At 63.1% G+C, this 15,168-nt stretch carries 14 protein-coding genes; 9 read left to right on the top strand and 5 right to left on the bottom strand.

Annotated features, from left to right (window positions below):
- Positions 1-185 precede the first annotated feature (185 nt).
- Complete coding sequence (locus BMX92_RS07595; RefSeq protein WP_093014369.1) at positions 186-1,049, top strand: class I SAM-dependent methyltransferase; 864 nt, start codon at positions 186-188, stop codon at positions 1,047-1,049.
- A gap of 173 nt (positions 1,050-1,222) precedes the next feature.
- Here the strand turns inward: BMX92_RS07595 and BMX92_RS07590 are convergent, their stop codons facing one another.
- From BMX92_RS07590 to BMX92_RS26880, 5 genes are all read right to left on the bottom strand, one after another.
- Positions 1,223-1,573, bottom strand: a complete 351-nt coding sequence (locus BMX92_RS07590) for an endonuclease domain-containing protein (RefSeq protein ID WP_093014366.1) — start codon at positions 1,571-1,573, stop codon at positions 1,223-1,225.
- Between the two features lie 178 nt (positions 1,574-1,751).
- Complete coding sequence (locus BMX92_RS07585) at positions 1,752-2,042, bottom strand: hypothetical protein (RefSeq protein ID WP_093014363.1); 291 nt, start codon at positions 2,040-2,042, stop codon at positions 1,752-1,754.
- Between the two features lie 4 nt (positions 2,043-2,046).
- Entirely contained in the window at positions 2,047-4,590 is a 2,544-nt protein-coding gene (locus tag BMX92_RS07580; protein WP_093014360.1) for a penicillin-binding protein 1A, read from the bottom strand.
- Between the two features lie 286 nt (positions 4,591-4,876).
- Complete coding sequence (locus BMX92_RS07575) at positions 4,877-6,154, bottom strand: N-acetylmuramoyl-L-alanine amidase (protein ID WP_093014357.1); 1,278 nt, start codon at positions 6,152-6,154, stop codon at positions 4,877-4,879.
- A 183-nt stretch (positions 6,155-6,337) separates the two neighbouring features.
- Positions 6,338-6,595 carry a hypothetical protein gene (locus BMX92_RS26880; RefSeq protein WP_143066737.1) on the bottom strand — a complete coding sequence of 86 codons (258 nt, stop codon included), beginning with the start codon at positions 6,593-6,595 and terminating at the stop codon, positions 6,338-6,340.
- Positions 6,596-6,678: 83 nt separating this feature from the next.
- On the opposite strand from BMX92_RS26880, the gene BMX92_RS07570 reads away from it, so the two are divergent.
- The 8 genes from BMX92_RS07570 (at position 6,679) to yihA (ending at position 15,168) form a co-directional block, all read left to right on the top strand.
- Positions 6,679-9,354, top strand: coding sequence for an Rne/Rng family ribonuclease (locus tag BMX92_RS07570; protein WP_218145742.1), 2,676 nt, complete (start codon positions 6,679-6,681; stop codon positions 9,352-9,354).
- Positions 9,355-9,515: 161 nt separating this feature from the next.
- Positions 9,516-10,865 (top strand): M48 family metalloprotease, encoded by a 1,350-nt coding sequence (locus BMX92_RS07565; RefSeq protein WP_093014351.1) that lies wholly within the window; start codon positions 9,516-9,518, stop codon positions 10,863-10,865.
- Between the two features lies 1 nt (position 10,866).
- Positions 10,867-11,631 (top strand): DsbA family protein, encoded by a 765-nt coding sequence (locus BMX92_RS07560; RefSeq protein WP_093014348.1) that lies wholly within the window; start codon positions 10,867-10,869, stop codon positions 11,629-11,631.
- 236 nt (positions 11,632-11,867) lie between these two features.
- Positions 11,868-12,002, top strand: coding sequence for a 50S ribosomal protein L34 (rpmH, locus tag BMX92_RS07555; protein WP_021317369.1), 135 nt, complete (start codon positions 11,868-11,870; stop codon positions 12,000-12,002).
- Between the two features lie 35 nt (positions 12,003-12,037).
- Positions 12,038-12,535: a ribonuclease P protein component gene (gene rnpA / locus BMX92_RS07550; RefSeq protein WP_093014851.1), complete on the top strand. Its 498-nt coding sequence runs from the start codon at positions 12,038-12,040 to the stop codon at positions 12,533-12,535.
- Entirely contained in the window at positions 12,532-12,744 is a 213-nt protein-coding gene (gene yidD, locus BMX92_RS07545) for a membrane protein insertion efficiency factor YidD (protein ID WP_093014345.1), read from the top strand. Before rnpA ends, yidD begins: the two co-directional genes overlap by 4 nt.
- A gap of 33 nt (positions 12,745-12,777) precedes the next feature.
- Positions 12,778-14,481, top strand: coding sequence for a membrane protein insertase YidC (gene yidC / locus BMX92_RS07540; protein WP_093014342.1), 1,704 nt, complete (start codon positions 12,778-12,780; stop codon positions 14,479-14,481).
- Positions 14,482-14,520: 39 nt separating this feature from the next.
- Positions 14,521-15,168: a ribosome biogenesis GTP-binding protein YihA/YsxC gene (gene yihA, locus BMX92_RS07535; protein WP_093014339.1), complete on the top strand. Its 648-nt coding sequence runs from the start codon at positions 14,521-14,523 to the stop codon at positions 15,166-15,168.

The following is a 15,168-nucleotide window of genomic DNA, read 5'->3' as shown; positions in this document are numbered from 1 at the left end:
CGTTGCGCTTCAACGCACCGGCAAACGCATCAAACGCCTGCCACTATCCGAGGGTGGCGGATTTGGGAAGGGCGTAAGCCAAAAGCCTGATGGGCAGCCCTGCTTTTTGCCATCTGCAACTATAGTTGCAATCGAGCAACCAAACGCCTCTAGTGCCACGACATATTCATGGCTAACCAACTTCCATGCGACTCAAGAAAATCCTCAAGCGATTGCAGCCTAATTGGGCCAGAAAACAACCGCCTGTTCCGGTTGTCGAACCCAAGCCGACAGCGGCGGGAGGAAGCTTCCTTCCTGATATGGATAAATGGGTTCATCTTCATTACGTCGATTCGATCGATCAGGTCGTGACAGAGATCGGTGATCCAACCGGAAAGATCATAATGGATCTTGGCTGCGGCGAAATGTTGATGACCTATGGTCTGGCAGCAAGGGGCGCAGCGCAGGTTGTAGGCCTGGACGTCTCAGCGCTCAACCCTGAGGCCGCTGCGACAAGGCTGATCGAAGCAGGCTTTCCTGAAGCCGAAACCCTCAAGGACCGGGTCACGGCCTGCGTCTATGATGGCCGCACCATGCCGTTTTCCGACGATCATTTCGATGTGGTGTTCAGTTGGGGCGTGATGGAGCATGTCGCCGATGTTCCTGCGGTGCTTGCAGAGATCAAACGGGTTCTCAAGCCGGGTGGCGTTGCCTTCATCAAGGTTTTCCCGTGGTTCCATAGCTATTATGGCAGCCATCTGTCTGACTTCATCCCCACGCCTTTCGCGCATCTGACGTTCGACAGCGCAGCCATGCGCGCAGTCATAGAGAAAACGGCGCATGAGCAGACGGCGGTTCATCCCAACCTGATCCTAGGCCATATGTGGGACGAATATCTGACGCTCAATCGGTATTCGGCAAATATGTTCTATCGCGACGTCAAGGCTGCCGGCTTTACCCGTGACGTGTGGAAGTTGATCAGCCACCAGCATGACCTGAGCCATGCTCCGGCCGGCTATGACTTATCGGACCTTATGGTATCGGGATCGGACACGCTGCTTTATAAATAAGCCGTTTCCCGCCTGCGATGGCATGCGTCTTCCGTAAATCCGGCTCTTTCCTTCCAGGAAGGCTGCATCTTTGCGGCGGCGGCCGTTGGATACGGCGAGGGCAGCGCGGGCGGCATAACCGCAATCCCCCTCTGAAAGGGGAGGTGGTAGCCAAAAGCTGACGGAAGGGGTAGTCAGCCCCGCGCGCTGGTGCTGATGTGGAGGACTACGGCCTCCACATCCTTCAGGACATCCTTAGCCCGGATACGAAGAACCCTGATCCCGTCCGCCGCCAGCCACAGGTCACGCACTGCGTCCCGTTCCGGCGCGTCACCACGCCCATGCACCTCACCATCCACCTCAACGGCAAGGCGGTGTCGGGGGCAGAAGAAATCGAGCACATAGACGCCCGCCGGATGCTGACGCCGAAAGCGCAATCCGGCGGGGCGTTTGCGCAATTCCTGCCAGAGCAGTATTTCGGGCAAGGTCATGGACTGGCGCAAGATGCGGGCGCGATGCTGCGTGTCTTTCGGACCATGAAGCATGGCCGCACCCTACCCCTCCGTCTGGCCTGCGGCCAGCCACCTCCCCTTCCAGGGGAGGATTTTTCGTAGCATTATTCCTCCCCTGAAAGGGGAGGTGGCATCGCGAAGCGATGACGGAGGGGTAGTTCACCCCACGCACAAAGTGGATGTCACCCATTCACGCCAAGCTGACAAACGATCAGCGCAGTTGGGTCATTCGTCCGTCGGAAAAATACCCGACTTCAACATCGGACAATTCGATAGATACGCGACTTGCCAATAGTAAACCCGCTTGATCGAGTTGCTCCACCACGTGCGGTTTAAAACCCTCATAATGAGCATCTTCATACCGTAGAAGCCATTCTGCCAAGTCAGAACATACGGTCGGACTCAAGCCAATGTCGGAAGGCTCAATATAGCCACCCTCCATTTTATCTCTGATCCCGGTGCCTGACAGCATCCCGTCGATGAGAAGAATACGGCCCGCCATCCCCTCAGTAAATCCCGCCTTGCCCTTCCAGGAAATCGGCGTCGTTGCGGCGGCGGCCGTTGGACACCGCGCGGGCGGCGCGGGCGGCGGCGACCTTGGCCTGTTCTTCGGCTTCTTCCTTGCGGATGGAGCGGCGCGGTTCGGATTCGGGCTTGAACGCTTCCCAGATGACCGCCGGCTTGGGATCGGTGCCGGGCCAGGCGCCATAGACGCGCTTGCCCGATCGGCGGTCGATCGCGACCATGCGGATGCCGGCCGGGGCGACGAAGGGCGTCTTGGGCATGGTTTCCAGCAGCGGCGTCATCGCCGCCTTCCAGATCGGCGCAGCGATGCGGCCGCCCTGTGCCCAGCCGCCCAGGCTCCGCGGCTTGTCATAGCCGATATAGACGCCCGCGACGATGTCGGGCGATCCGCCCACGAACCAGACATTGGTCGGGCCGTTGGTGGTGCCGGTCTTGCCGAAGAGCGGGCGATTGAGATCGGCCAGCACCGTGGCGGTGCCGCGCTGGATCACGCCTTCGGTGATGTGGACGACCTGATAGGCGGTCATCGGGTTCATCACCTGCTTGCCCTCCATGCCGAAGCGGGGCATCGGCTTGCCGTCCCAGTTCGGCATGTTGCAGCCGTCGCAGGGGCGCCAGCGTTCCGGCCAGATCACCTTGCCGCGCCGGTCCTGCACATAATCCATGACCTTGGGCGGGAATTGCCGGCCCTGATTGGCGAGCGCCGCATAGGCATTGACCATGCGTTCCACCGTCGTCTCGCCCGCGCCCAGCGCGAAGGAGAGATAGGGCTGATAATCGCCAATCCCCATATTCTTGATGGTGCGCACGACGCGGTCCATGCCGGTCTGGCTGGCGGCCCGCACGGTCATCAGGTTGCGGGATTGCTCCACGCCCCAGCGCATCGTCTGCGGCCCGGCGCTGCCGCCGGAGAAGTTGCGGAAGCATTTCTGGCCGAGGCCGGCGCCCTGATAGACGCAGAGCGGCCCATCGACGATGATCGAAGCGGGGGTCATGCCATTGTCGAGCGCGGCGGCATAGACGAACGGCTTGATGGTCGACCCCGGCTGCCGCAGCGCCTGTGTCGCGCGGTTGTAGCTGGACAGGCGCGAATCGAAACCGCCCTGCATCGCGCGGATGCGGCCGGTATGGACTTCCTCCGCGATCATGCCGCCGGACACTTCGGGAATGTTGCGCAGCGCCCAGCTCGATCCGTTGCGCGCCACGACGATCAGGTCGCCGGGCTTCATCGCCGAGAAGGCGGGGCCGCCGGTCTTGCGATAGGGCGTCTGCGCCGCGCCCGCGGGCAGCGTACCGGTGCTGCCGTCGGCGAAACCAATCTGCGCGTCCGTGGATGTGCGGCTGATGATTACCGCGACCCGCCACTCAGCATAATCGACGTCGATATAGCTGGCCGCCAGTTCCTTCTCCCAGCCATTGTCGACATTCACATGGCCGACCGGGCCGGACCAGCCGCGCCCGGCGTCGAAGCGCAGCAGGCCGTTTCGCAGCGAGGTGGCGACATGATCCTGTAGCGTGGGATCATAGGGGCTGCGCACCCAGAGGCCACCGGCATAGACGCTGTTGGGGCCATCCTCCGCCTTTTCGCCGAAGAGCTGGATCAGGCGACGGCGCACTTCCTCCATATAATAGCCGCCGGCGCGGGCATCGAAGCTGGAGCCGTGCGCGGCGACGGTGCCGAGCGGCTGAGCCTGTGCGGCGGCGCGCTGGGCGGCGGTGATCCAGCCATTCTTCTCCATCTCGCCCAGCGCCCAGTTGCGCCGGTCGAGCGCGCGGGCATGGCCGGTTTCGCTTTCCGGGCGATAATTGGCCGGCCCCTTGGGCAGGATGGCGAGATAGGCCATTTCGGGCAACTGGAGGTCGGCGACATCCTTGTCGAAATAGGCGCGGGCCGCCGCCTGCACGCCATAGGCGTTCCGCCCGAGGAATATCTGGTTGAGATAGAGTTCGAGGATCTGCTGCTTGCTCAGCACATTTTCCATGCGCCAGGCGAGGATCATCTCCTTCACCTTGCGGGTGGGGGAATATTCGTCGCCGATCAGAAGATTCTTAGCCACCTGCTGGGTGATGGTGGAACCGCCGCGCGCGCGCTGGCCCGAACCCAGCTTGCTGGCATAGTCGAACACCGCGCCGGCAAAGCCGGGGAAATCGACGCCATGATGGTCGAAGAAGGTCTTGTCCTCCGCCGCGAGATAGGCGTGGATCAACTGTTGCGGATAATCGCTATATTGCAGCTGGACGCGGCGTTCGCGGGCATAGCTGTGCACCGGCTGGCCGTTGATGTCGCGCACGATGGTCGGCAGCGGGGGCTCATATTCCAGCAGCGTGGCAGCGTCTGGCAGCCCACGGGCGAAAATCACCCAGAACAGCGCGCAGAAAAGCAGGAAGCCGCCCAGCAGGATCGCCGCCCAGCGGAACAGGCGGCGCTGCCATAGGGGGCGCAAGCGTCCAAACAGGCCCCCGGCGTCACGGCGCAGGCGATAGGCAAAGGACTTAGGGGCGGTTTCGGAACGGGCCTCTTCCATGGGAATGAGGCTCTAGGGTCAAATCGCGGCCAAGGCCAGTGGCGATCATGCGATCGGCCGCATCTGGTGGCCGGTCCCGCGCCTGAACCGGGCAAGGTGCGCGAACAACGATCCCTTAACTTCGCATATTTCCCGCAGATTTTGAAATTTTATTGCGCATCCCTGATCCTATCGAAAAGGCGGAGCCATGATAGCAAAGGCCCCGCCCATAGGACATGTTTGGGAATGCGCCTCTGGCGCATCCGCATCGAAAATGCGCTCTTTCACGCATCTTCCAAACAAACTCTCACCCCCCGGCCGTGCCGTCGCGCATCGCCAGCTTGCGGGCGAAATGGACTTCGATCGCGCGGGCGACGCCACGGGCGATCTTGCCCTGTCCTTCGCGGGAGGACAGGAAGGCGCTGTCGTCGGCATTGCTGATATAGCCGGTTTCGAACAGGATCGACGGCGTGTCCGGCGCCTTGAGCACCATCAGCGAGGCAAAGCGGTGATAGGCGCTGCGGAAGGGCACATAGGGTGCGGCCTCCCGCTGCAACAGGCGGGCGAAATTGGCCGAGATATTCATCGATTCGCGCTGCGTCAGGTCGATCAGGATCGAGGAGACATCGCCCGACTGGCCGCCAAGGTTCACGCCATTGATGATATCCGCCTTATTCTCCCGCGCGGCGAGCCGGGCGGCTTCGCGGTCGGAGGCGGTTTCGGACAAGGTGTAGACGGTCGCGCCATGAGCTTCGGTATTTTCGGCGGCGTCGGCATGGATGGAGATGAACAGGTCCGCCCCCATCTTGCGCGCGATGCCATAGCGTTCCTGAAGCACCAGGAACTTGTCGTCATCGCGGGTCAGCGCCACCCGCACCCAGCCGCCCTTGACCAGCTGATCGCGAATCGCCTGGGCGATGGCCAGCGTGACATCCTTTTCGCGCTTGCCATTTTCCTTGTTGATGGCGCCCGGATCATGGCCGCCATGGCCGGCGTCGATCACGATCAACGGCCGGCTGCCATCATGGGCGCCCTCCACCGGCGGCAGGGAAAGACCGCGCGCGGCGGCCGGGATCGGCACGGTGATGGAATGGATGCGCTTTTGCGGCCGCGCCGCCATGTCGGCCGGGGCATCGAAGCGGGTGCGCCCCCTGCCCACTTCCGACCGGAAGCGCTGATCGGTGACATCGCGCAGCGAGAAGCTGAGCGATTTGCCATCGGGCGCCATCTGCGCATCGCCCAGGGTCGCCGGACTGGCAAGGTCGAGCACCACCCGCGCGGTGCCGCCACTCAGCTGCCCCTGACGGACCGCCGATATATTGCCCTGTCCCGGCGTGAACTGCGCTCGCCGCATCTGGGCGCCATCGATATCGAGCGCGATGCGGCGGGGCGAATCCAGCAGGAAGGCGGACGCGCCGTTCACACGGTCGTCGAACCGCACGACAACATGGTTGTCGCGCACATCCACGCCGGAAATGCCACCCGCACTGCCGGGGGCCGCTATGATCATGCCTGCCAGGGCAAGGCCTTGGAACATGCGTCGTTTGTGCAACGCCTGCACATTGGCCGTCCAGCCAAATTTCATGAAGATGATCCGTCCGAAGCGTCCCCACGCTGAATTCCGGATTAAGCATCGCCGGTTTGAGTCGCGTAAAATGAGAGGGTTAATCGCGTCTTCAGGATGAAAAGCGGGTCAGGCGGCACCGCCACAGATTCGACATAATATTTCAGGGAGCCGTTGCCCCTTTGATATTTGACTGCTACCCATTCATATTCCTGACAGGTCCGCTTTTTCAAAAGCGGCCTTTGGGGCCAATGAGATAAGCATCGACAGGCGCGGGATCGCACCCCTGCCGATGACGTAAACAGGTTGACGCTGCATGAGGCATGAATTTCCATCCACGCTCGCCCCGGCAACGGGCGAAGCGGCGTGGATGGTGTGGCCCGGCGCCTTGTCCGGCCCTGCCGACGCAGCAGACACGCTCTTTTTCCTTGAAACCCGGACGATGCCGACATCCGCGCCCACATTGGAGCGCGCCCGGCCGTCCCATCACTATCGCGTGGAAGCGCGGCCCCGCGCCGCTGCCCGTCCACGCCGGAGACATATAAATGACAATGCGTATGCTGATCGACGCGCGCCACCGGGAAGAGACCCGGGTCGCAGTCGTCAAGGGTAACCGGATCGAGGAATTCGATTTCGAATCGGCCGAGCACAAGCAGCTCAAAGGCAATATCTATCTGGCCAAAGTGACCCGCGTGGAGCCTTCGCTTCAGGCGGCTTTCGTGGATTATGGCGGCAACCGCCACGGCTTCCTCGCTTTCAGCGAAATCCACCCCGATTATTATCAGATCCCGCGCGAAGACCGCGAGGCATTGCTGCGTGAAGAGCGCGAGCATGCCGAGGAAGAGGCTGCGCTGCGCGCCGATTATGATGATGAGGATGAAGGCGAGGACGGCGTAGAAGTCGTCGAAGCCAGCCATCATCATGATGATGAGGAAAGCGCCGAAGGCGAAGCCCCCGAAGCGAACAAGGGCGGCCGCCGCAAGCGCGACAAGGCCGGTGACGAAGCCGCCGACGAACTGCGCCGCAAGCGCATGGCGCTGCGCCGTCGTTACAAGATTCAGGACGTCATCAAGCGCCGCCAGGTGCTGCTGGTGCAGGTCGTCAAGGAAGAACGCGGCAACAAGGGTGCGGCACTGACCACCTATTTGTCGCTGGCCGGTCGTTACTGCGTGCTGATGCCGAACACGTCGCATGGCGGCGGGATTTCGCGCAAGATCAGCAACGCGGCCGACCGCAAGCGGTTGAAGTCGATCATCGCCGAAATGGCGCTGCCCTCGACCATGGGTTGCATCGTGCGCACCGCGGGCCTCCAGCGCACCAAGCCGGAAATCAAGCGCGACTTCGACTATCTCGCCCGCCTGTGGGACGAGATTCGCGAACAGACGCTCAAGTCCGACGCCCCCGCGCTGATCCATAATGACAGCGACCTCATCAAGCGGGCGATCCGCGATATCTACAACAAGGATATCGAGGAAGTCATCGTCGAGGGCGAATATGGCTATAAGGCGGCCAAGGACTTCATGAAGCTGCTGATGCCCAGCCATGCGCGCCGGGTGAAGCAATATGCCGATGCGGTGTCGCTGTTCCAGCGCGCCAGCGTCGAGGATCAGCTGGCGGCGATGTACAACCCCGTCGTGCAGTTGAAGTCCGGTGGCTATCTGGTCATCAACCCGACCGAAGCCTTGGTGTCGATCGACATCAACTCGGGCCGGTCCACGCGCGAGCATGGCATCGAGCAGACGGCGGTTGCGACCAATCTGGAAGCCGCGCGCGAAATCGCGCGTCAGTTGCGCCTGCGCGATATGGCTGGCCTGGTCGTCATCGACTTTATCGATATGGAGATGAACTCCAACATCCGTAAGGTCGAGAAGGCGATGAAGGAGGCGCTGAAGGATGATCGCGCCCGTATTCAGGTCGGCCGTATTTCGGGCTTCGGCCTGATGGAAATGAGCCGTCAGCGCCTGCGCACCGGTGTCCTCGAAGCCTCGACCCGCCAGTGCCCGCATTGCGAAGGCACCGGTCTGGTTCGTACCGCTTCGTCGGCGGGTCTGGGCGCGCTGCGCATGCTGGAAGAGGAAGCGGCGCGTGGTCGCGGCAGCCTCATCACCCTGCGCGCCAGCCAGGAAGCGGCTTTCTACGTCCTCAACAACAAGCGCCGCGAACTGGACGAAATCGAGCAGCGCTATGGCGTGACGATCGCGATCCTGCCCGATGGCGAGATCGAGGGCGCGCGCATGTCGGTCGAGGCCAGCGGGCCGCGTCCGGAGCGGGTGGTCGACTATACGCCGCTCCCCGAAGACGAAGATGATTTCGAGGTCATCGAGGACGAAGACGACATCGAAGAGGAAGAGGCCGAGGAGGCCGAAGCGGCCCCCGAACGCGAAGAGCGTGCGGACCGTGGCGACCGTGAGGACCGCGATGGCGGCCGTCGCCGCCGTCGTCGCCGTCGCCGTCGTGGCGGCCAGCGCGACGAGAATGGCGCAGAAGGCGCTGCCGAAACGGCCGAAGAGGGCGAAGACGCCGGAGACGAGGCTGTCGATGCGGAGGACGCGGTCGCTGAAGAGGCTGTCGAAGGCGCCGTTGAAACCTCTTCCGAAGCTGGCGAGGAAGAAGGCGGTGCGCGCCGCCGTGGCCGTCGTGGCCGTCGCGGGGGCCGTCGCCGTCGCGAAGGGGGCGAAGAGGCCGTGAGCGTCGAAGGCGAAGCGAGCGACGCTGCGCCGGTCGAGGAAGCCGCCGAAGCGGCTGTGGAAGCCGAGCCGGTTGTCGAAGCCGCGCCGGTCGAGGAGGCGCCCGCCGAGGAAGCCCCCAAGACCCGTCGCCGTCCCCGCGCCCGCAAGAAGGCTGAATCGGTGGTCGAGCCGATCGAGGCGGTGATCGAAGTGCCGGCTGAAGCGCCTGCACCGGTTGCCGAAGCCGCGCCTGTTGCGGAAGAAGCGCCGGCCAAGCCCAAGCGTACCCGTCGCAAGAAGGCGGATGTGGTGGCAGAGGAAGCGCCCGTTGCCGAAGCCGCCCCTGCGGCCGAGGAAGCGCCGGCCAAGCCCAAGCGCACCCGTCGCAAGAAGGCGGATGTGGTAGCTGAAGCGGTCGCCGTCGAAGCCCCTGCCGAGGTCGAAGCTGCTCCCGTGGCCGAGCCTGTCGCCGCCGAAGCGGCGCCGGCGGACGCCGAAGCCGAGGAAGGCGCACCGCGCCGCGGCTGGTGGCAGCGCACCTTCGGCGAATAAGCCGGGACGCAGACCAGAATGAACAAGCGCCGCTGCACTCCGGATTTCGACCGGCGCGCAGCGGCGCTTTTCGTTGGGCTATGCTTCACGGCAGGTTCAGGGCCATATGGGCACCACGCGATCGTGCCGGTCCCCTGCCCTCTTTCCTGCGGCACCGCCTGATGCGGCGGTCCCTTCGCTATTGCGCGATGCTGATCGCCGCGATTGCCTGCATGACGCGCCCGGCGCTGGCCCAGCAGATATTGCGCGATGCGGAGACGGAAGCCTTCATGGCCGACATGTCGGGCCAGCTGGTCAAGGCGGCCGGCATGGAGCCGAAGAATGTCCAGGTCATGGTCATCAACGATCCGGAGATCAACGCCTTCGTCGCGGGCGGCCAATATGTGTGGGTGCATAGCGGCCTGATCGCGCAGGCCGACAATGTGAACCAGTTGCAGGGCGTGGTCGCGCATGAACTGGGCCATATCGAGGGCGGCCATGTCATCCGCTCGGGCGAAGGCATCAAGGCCGCGACCAGCGTGACGCTGCTGAGCCTGGTGCTGGGCGCCGCCGCGATCGCCGCGGGCGGCGCGGAAGCGGGCATGGGCATATTGGGGCTGGGCCAGCAGGCGGCGATGAGCAATTTCCTGGCCTTTTCGCGCGCGCAGGAAAGCTCGGCCGACCTTGCCGGTGCGCGCTATCTGCACACCGCCGGAATCAGCGGCCGGGGCAGTCTGGAATTTTTCAAGAAGCTCCAGAATCAGGAATATCGCCTCGCTATCCCGCAGGACAATAGTTACGGGCGCACCCACCCGCTGTCGGGCGAGCGCATCAATGTGCTGCGCGAAGTCTATACCGTCGATCCGGCCTGGGACCGGCCGCCCGATCCGGCGCTGGAGGCCCGGTTCGAGCGGATCAAGGCGAAGCTGATCGGATTCGTGTCGGAACCCAACCAGACGCTGGCCAAATATCCCGAGAGCGACCAGACGATCCCGGCCCATTATGCCCGCGCCTATGCCTGGCATAAGAGCGCCTATCCGGAGAAGGCGCTGAGCGAAGCCGACGCGTTACTGGCCACCATGCCGCATGACCCCTATTTTCTGGAGCTGAAGGGGCAGATATTGCTGGAGAGCGGCAAGCCGGCTCTGGCCGTGGCACCGCTGCGCGAGGCCGTGAAGCTGACCAACCAGCCGCTGATTTCGGTGTTGCTGTCCCATGCGCTGATCGCGACCGAGGATGAAGCCAATTTCGCGGAGGCCGAACAGGTGCTGCGGCTGGCCGTGCAGCGGGATCGCGAGAACCCCTTTGCCTGGTATCAGCTGGGTGTCGTCTATGAACGGCGCGGGGATATTCCGCGTGCGGCGCTGGCGACGGCGGAACGCTATGAGATGATGGCGCAATATCCGATGGCGCTGCGCAGCGCCGACGCCGCCATGCAGGGGCTGAAGCCCGGCACGGTTGACTATCTGCGGGCGCAGGATATCGCGATGGTGTCGCGCGCCGCGATCGAGCAGCAGCGGAAGAAACGATAAGATGACTGACCAGACCCGGCCGCATTTTCGCGCCGCTTTATCCAACAGGACCATGCAGATGACCCTTGGCGCTTTCGCCATCGTCGCGGCCGCCAGCGCCGCGCTCGCCGTACAGACGCCCGCCGCCGTCAATTCGACGGATAAGGCGGCGATCGAGAAGATCGTCCACGACTATATATTGGAGCATCCCGAAATCATTCCGCAGGCGGTCGAGAAGTTGCAGGCCAAGCGGATGTCGAGCACGATCGACGCGAGCCGCAGCGCGCTGGAAACGCCCTATGCGGGCGCGTGGGAAGGCGCAGCCAATGCGGACGTCACCGTGGTCGAATTTTTCGATTATGCCTGCGGCTATTGCCGGGCTTCCCTGCCCGACCTGGCCAGGCTGGTGGGGTCCGACGCGAAAGTGAAGGTCGTCTATCGCGAATTGCCGATCCTGTCCGAAACCAGCGGCGACGCGGCCAAGGTGTCGCTGCTCGCCGCCGAGCGCGGCCAATATATGGCCTATCACAAGGCGCTCTATGGCGCGGGCAAGGTGACGCGCGAGACGATCGTCGCGGCGGCGGCCAAAGCGGGCATCACCAAGTCGGAAGCCGAATCGGCGATTGCGTCGAGCAAATATGATTCGGAAATCCAGTCGAACATCGCCCTTGCCCAGAAATTGCAGGCGACCGGTACGCCGACCTTCGTGATCGGCGGGCAGGTGCTGAATGGTGCGATCGGATTCGATGCGCTGAAGGAAGGCGTGGCGACCGCGCGCGGGAAATAAGGAAGTAAGCCCCGTGTTCCTGCGCAAGCAGGAACCCAGTTCCGCCCTTTGCGAGCAATCGCGACCATGGGACTGGGCTCCTGCTTGCGCAGGAGCACGAATAGAGTGAAGCTGGCGCAAGCCGCCATTGACTTCCCGACCCCATTTGCCTATCGGACGCCCCCTGACTTGCGGCCGCTGTTTTGGCGGCCCTTTTTTGTCACGCCCGATTCTCTAGTTGTTTTGAGGAATGAACGATGAAGCGCACTTTTCAGCCGAGCAATCTGGTTCGGAAGCGCCGTCACGGTTTCCGCGCGCGCATGGCGACCCCCGGTGGCCGCAATGTGATCCGCGCGCGCCGTTCGCGCGGCCGCAAGAGCCTGAGCGCCTGATTTCAACGCCTGAAAATGCTGTCGCGCCGGCCATGATGGTCCGGCGCGCGGATTTTCTGGCGGCGAATCGCGGACGCCGTGCCCCCATGCCAGGATTCGTCCTGCTGGTGCGCGAGCGCGGCGATGGCGATCCGGCGATGCGTTACGGCATCACGGTCACGAAAAAAGTTGGCGGCGCTGTCATCCGCAACCGGATGAAGCGCCGTTTTCGCGTGCTGGCGCGCGAATTGCTGCCGACCCTTGGCATCGCCGGGGCCGACCATGTGCTGATCGGCCGTGATGGCGGGATCGAGCGCGACTTTTCCCTGCTGCATGCCGAACTGACCAAGGCGCTGGGCAAGATCATGACGCGGCCGATCGATCCGCCGCGTGACCCGTCGCGCCGGAAGGGCAAGCCTGCTGCCAAAAAGAACGATGTGCTCCTGCGCAAGCAGGAGCCCAGTTCAAAGGATGCGGCGGCCCGTGACGGCGGAACCGGGTTCCTGCCTTCGCAGGAACACGATGCGCCTGCGCGCAAAAGCGACGCGCCGTGATCGCCCGGCTGCTGATCCTGATCGCGCGGGGCTGGCAGCTTGGCCCGTCGCGCATCCTGCCCCCCACCTGCCGCTACGCCCCGTCCTGTTCGCAATATGCGATATTGGCGATCCGCAAATATGGCGCGATCAAGGGTAGCTGGCTGGGGTTCAAGCGGCTAATGCGTTGCCACCCATGGGGTGGATCGGGCTACGACCCGGTCCCCTGACATAATAGACATAAGACGGCGGAGCCGAACCAAGTGGACGACAAGAAGAATATCATTCTGGCGGTGCTGCTGACCGCAGCGATCCTGTTCGGCTGGCCCTATGTCTCGCATTATGTCTTTCCAGCGGCCAATCCGCCCGCGACGAAGATCGAGGGCGGCAAGACTACGCCTGTCGCGGCGCCCGGCACCGATGCGGCCGACGGTCCCGCCGCGATTCGCGACCGCGCGCTGGTGCTGAAGGACAGCCCGCGCGTCGCCATCCGCACGCCCAAGCTGACCGGATCGATCAACCTGAAGGGCGCGCGCATCGATGATATCGTGCTGCCGACCTACAAGGACACGATCGCCAAGGATTCGCCTTCGGTTCGTCTCTACAGCCCGTCGGGCACGCAGGACGCCTATTTCGCCGGCTTCGGCTGGCAGGGCGAGGGCCTGACGGCGCCGACCAGGGACACGGTCTGGACCGCGCAGGGCAGCGAACTGACCCCGACCAGCCCGGTCACGCTGACATGGAATAATGGCGTCGGCCAGATTTTCGAAATCCGCCTGTCGGTCGACGAAAATTACATGATCACCGCCGCGCAGAAGGTGTCGAACAGCGGCACCGGCACGGTCAGCGTCAAGCCCTATGCCTATATCAGCCGCATGGGCATTCCCAAGGACCCCGACACCTGGACCATCCATGTCGGCCCCATGGGCGTGTTCAACGGCGCAGCCAATTATGACGTGAATTACAAGGATCTGGACAAGGGTCCGTCGACCCAGAGCTTCCAGACCAAGGGCGGCTGGATAGGCTTTACCGACAAATATTGGCTGTCCGCGCTTGTCCCGGCCGCCGATGCCGATTTCGCCGGACAGTTCCGCAAGGGCGCAGGCGTTCAGTATCAGGCCGACGCCGCGCTGGGTTCGACCATGCTGGCCAAGGGCAAGGCCGCAACCCAGACCATCCGCCTGTTCGTGGGCGCCAAGGAAGTGAAGACGCTTCAGGCCTATGAGCGCGCCGGTGTGCCCTTGTTCGACCGCGCGATCGACTGGGGCTGGTTCTACTGGTTCGAACAGCCGATCTTCGCGCTGCTCCACTGGCTGTTCGAAACGCTCGGCAATTTCGGCGTCGCCATCATCTGCCTGACCTTCTGCGTCCGTGCGCTGATGTTCCCGGTCGCCCAGCGCCAGTTCGCCAGCATGGCGGCGATGCGCGCGGTGCAGCCCAAGATGAAGGCGCTGCAGGAGAAATATAAGGACGACAAGCAGCAGCTTCAGCTGAAAATGATGGAGCTGTACAAGCAGGAGAAGGTCAATCCGCTGGCCGGCTGTCTGCCGATCTTCATCCAGATCCCGATCTTCTTCGCGCTGTACAAGGTGTTGCAGCTGACGATCGAAATGCGTCACCAGCCGTTCGTGCTGTGGATCAAGGATCTGTCCGCGCCCGACCCGATGCATATCCTGAACCTGTTCGGCCTGCTGCCCTTCACCCCGCCGTCCTTCCTGGCGATCGGTGTGCTGGCGCTGCTGCTGGGCATCAGCATGTATTTCCAGTTCAAGCTGAACCCCGCGCAGATGGACCCAATGCAGCAGCAGGTGTTCGCGATCATGCCGTGGATGATGATGTTCATCATGGCGCCCTTCGCCGCCGGCCTGCTGGTCTACTGGATCACCAACAACTGCCTGTCGATGGCGCAACAATGGTGGTTGTATCGCAAGCATCCGGTGCCCGCCCCCGCAACAGCCACGAAATAAGGAACAGGATCCTCCCCGAAAGGGGAGGATTTTTCAATTATGACAGAAGATGAAAACACCGCCCTGATCGAGGAAGCGCGCAAGCTCTTCGCCGGTCCGATCACCTTCCTGAAATCCGCGCCGATGCTGGATTTCCTGCCCGATATGGACGTGAATGAGGTCGCCTTTGCCGGGCGGTCGAATGTCGGCAAATCCTCGCTGCTGAATGCGCTGACCAACCGCAACAGCCTGGCCCGCACGTCCAACACGCCCGGCCGCACGCAGGAACTCAACTTCTTCGACGTGGGCGATCCGCTGCGCTTCCGGCTGGTCGACATGCCGGGCTATGGCTATGCCAAGGCGCCCAAGGATCTGGTGAAGAAGTGGCGCTTCCTGGTGAACGACTATCTGCGCGGGCGCGCCGCGTTGAAGCGGGCGCTGGTGCTGATCGACAGCCGCCATGGCATCAAGGATGTCGACACCGACATGCTGGACATGCTGGATGGCGCGGCGGTCAGTTATCGCATCGTCCTGACCAAGAGCGACAAGATCAAGGCCAGCGAACTGGCGGCCGTGACGCAGAAGACCGCCGATGCAATCCGCAAGCGCCCCGCCGCCCATCCCGAGATCATCGCCACGTCGAGCGAAAAAGGCATGGGCATCCCGGAACTGCGCGCCGCGGTTCTGGAAGCCGTCAGTCAGGGATAA

The organism is Sphingobium sp. YR768 (assembly GCF_900111125.1).
Lineage (GTDB): Bacteria > Pseudomonadota > Alphaproteobacteria > Sphingomonadales > Sphingomonadaceae > Sphingobium.
The sequence above is the reverse complement of the archived record's forward strand: the minus strand, read 5'-3'. Positions and strand labels throughout refer to the sequence as shown.

Bases quoted from the DNA above. Each gene is read 5' to 3' on its own strand.
- BMX92_RS07595 (WP_093014369.1), top strand. From the start codon at position 186: ATGCGACTCAAGAAAATCCTCAAGCGATTGCAGCCTAATTGGGCCAGA.
- BMX92_RS07590 (WP_093014366.1), bottom strand. From the start codon at position 1,573: ATGCTTCATGGTCCGAAAGACACGCAGCATCGCGCCCGCATCTTGCGC.
- BMX92_RS07585 (WP_093014363.1), bottom strand. From the start codon at position 2,042: ATGGCGGGCCGTATTCTTCTCATCGACGGGATGCTGTCAGGCACCGGG.
- BMX92_RS07580 (WP_093014360.1), bottom strand. From the start codon at position 4,590: ATGGAAGAGGCCCGTTCCGAAACCGCCCCTAAGTCCTTTGCCTATCGC.
- BMX92_RS07575 (WP_093014357.1), bottom strand. From the start codon at position 6,154: ATGAAATTTGGCTGGACGGCCAATGTGCAGGCGTTGCACAAACGACGC.
- BMX92_RS07570 (WP_218145742.1), top strand. From the start codon at position 6,679: ATGACAATGCGTATGCTGATCGACGCGCGCCACCGGGAAGAGACCCGG.
- BMX92_RS07565 (WP_093014351.1), top strand. From the start codon at position 9,516: ATGCGGCGGTCCCTTCGCTATTGCGCGATGCTGATCGCCGCGATTGCC.
- BMX92_RS07560 (WP_093014348.1), top strand. From the start codon at position 10,867: ATGACTGACCAGACCCGGCCGCATTTTCGCGCCGCTTTATCCAACAGG.
- rpmH (WP_021317369.1), top strand. From the start codon at position 11,868: ATGAAGCGCACTTTTCAGCCGAGCAATCTGGTTCGGAAGCGCCGTCAC.
- rnpA (WP_093014851.1), top strand. From the start codon at position 12,038: ATGGTCCGGCGCGCGGATTTTCTGGCGGCGAATCGCGGACGCCGTGCC.
- yihA (WP_093014339.1), top strand. From the start codon at position 14,521: ATGACAGAAGATGAAAACACCGCCCTGATCGAGGAAGCGCGCAAGCTC.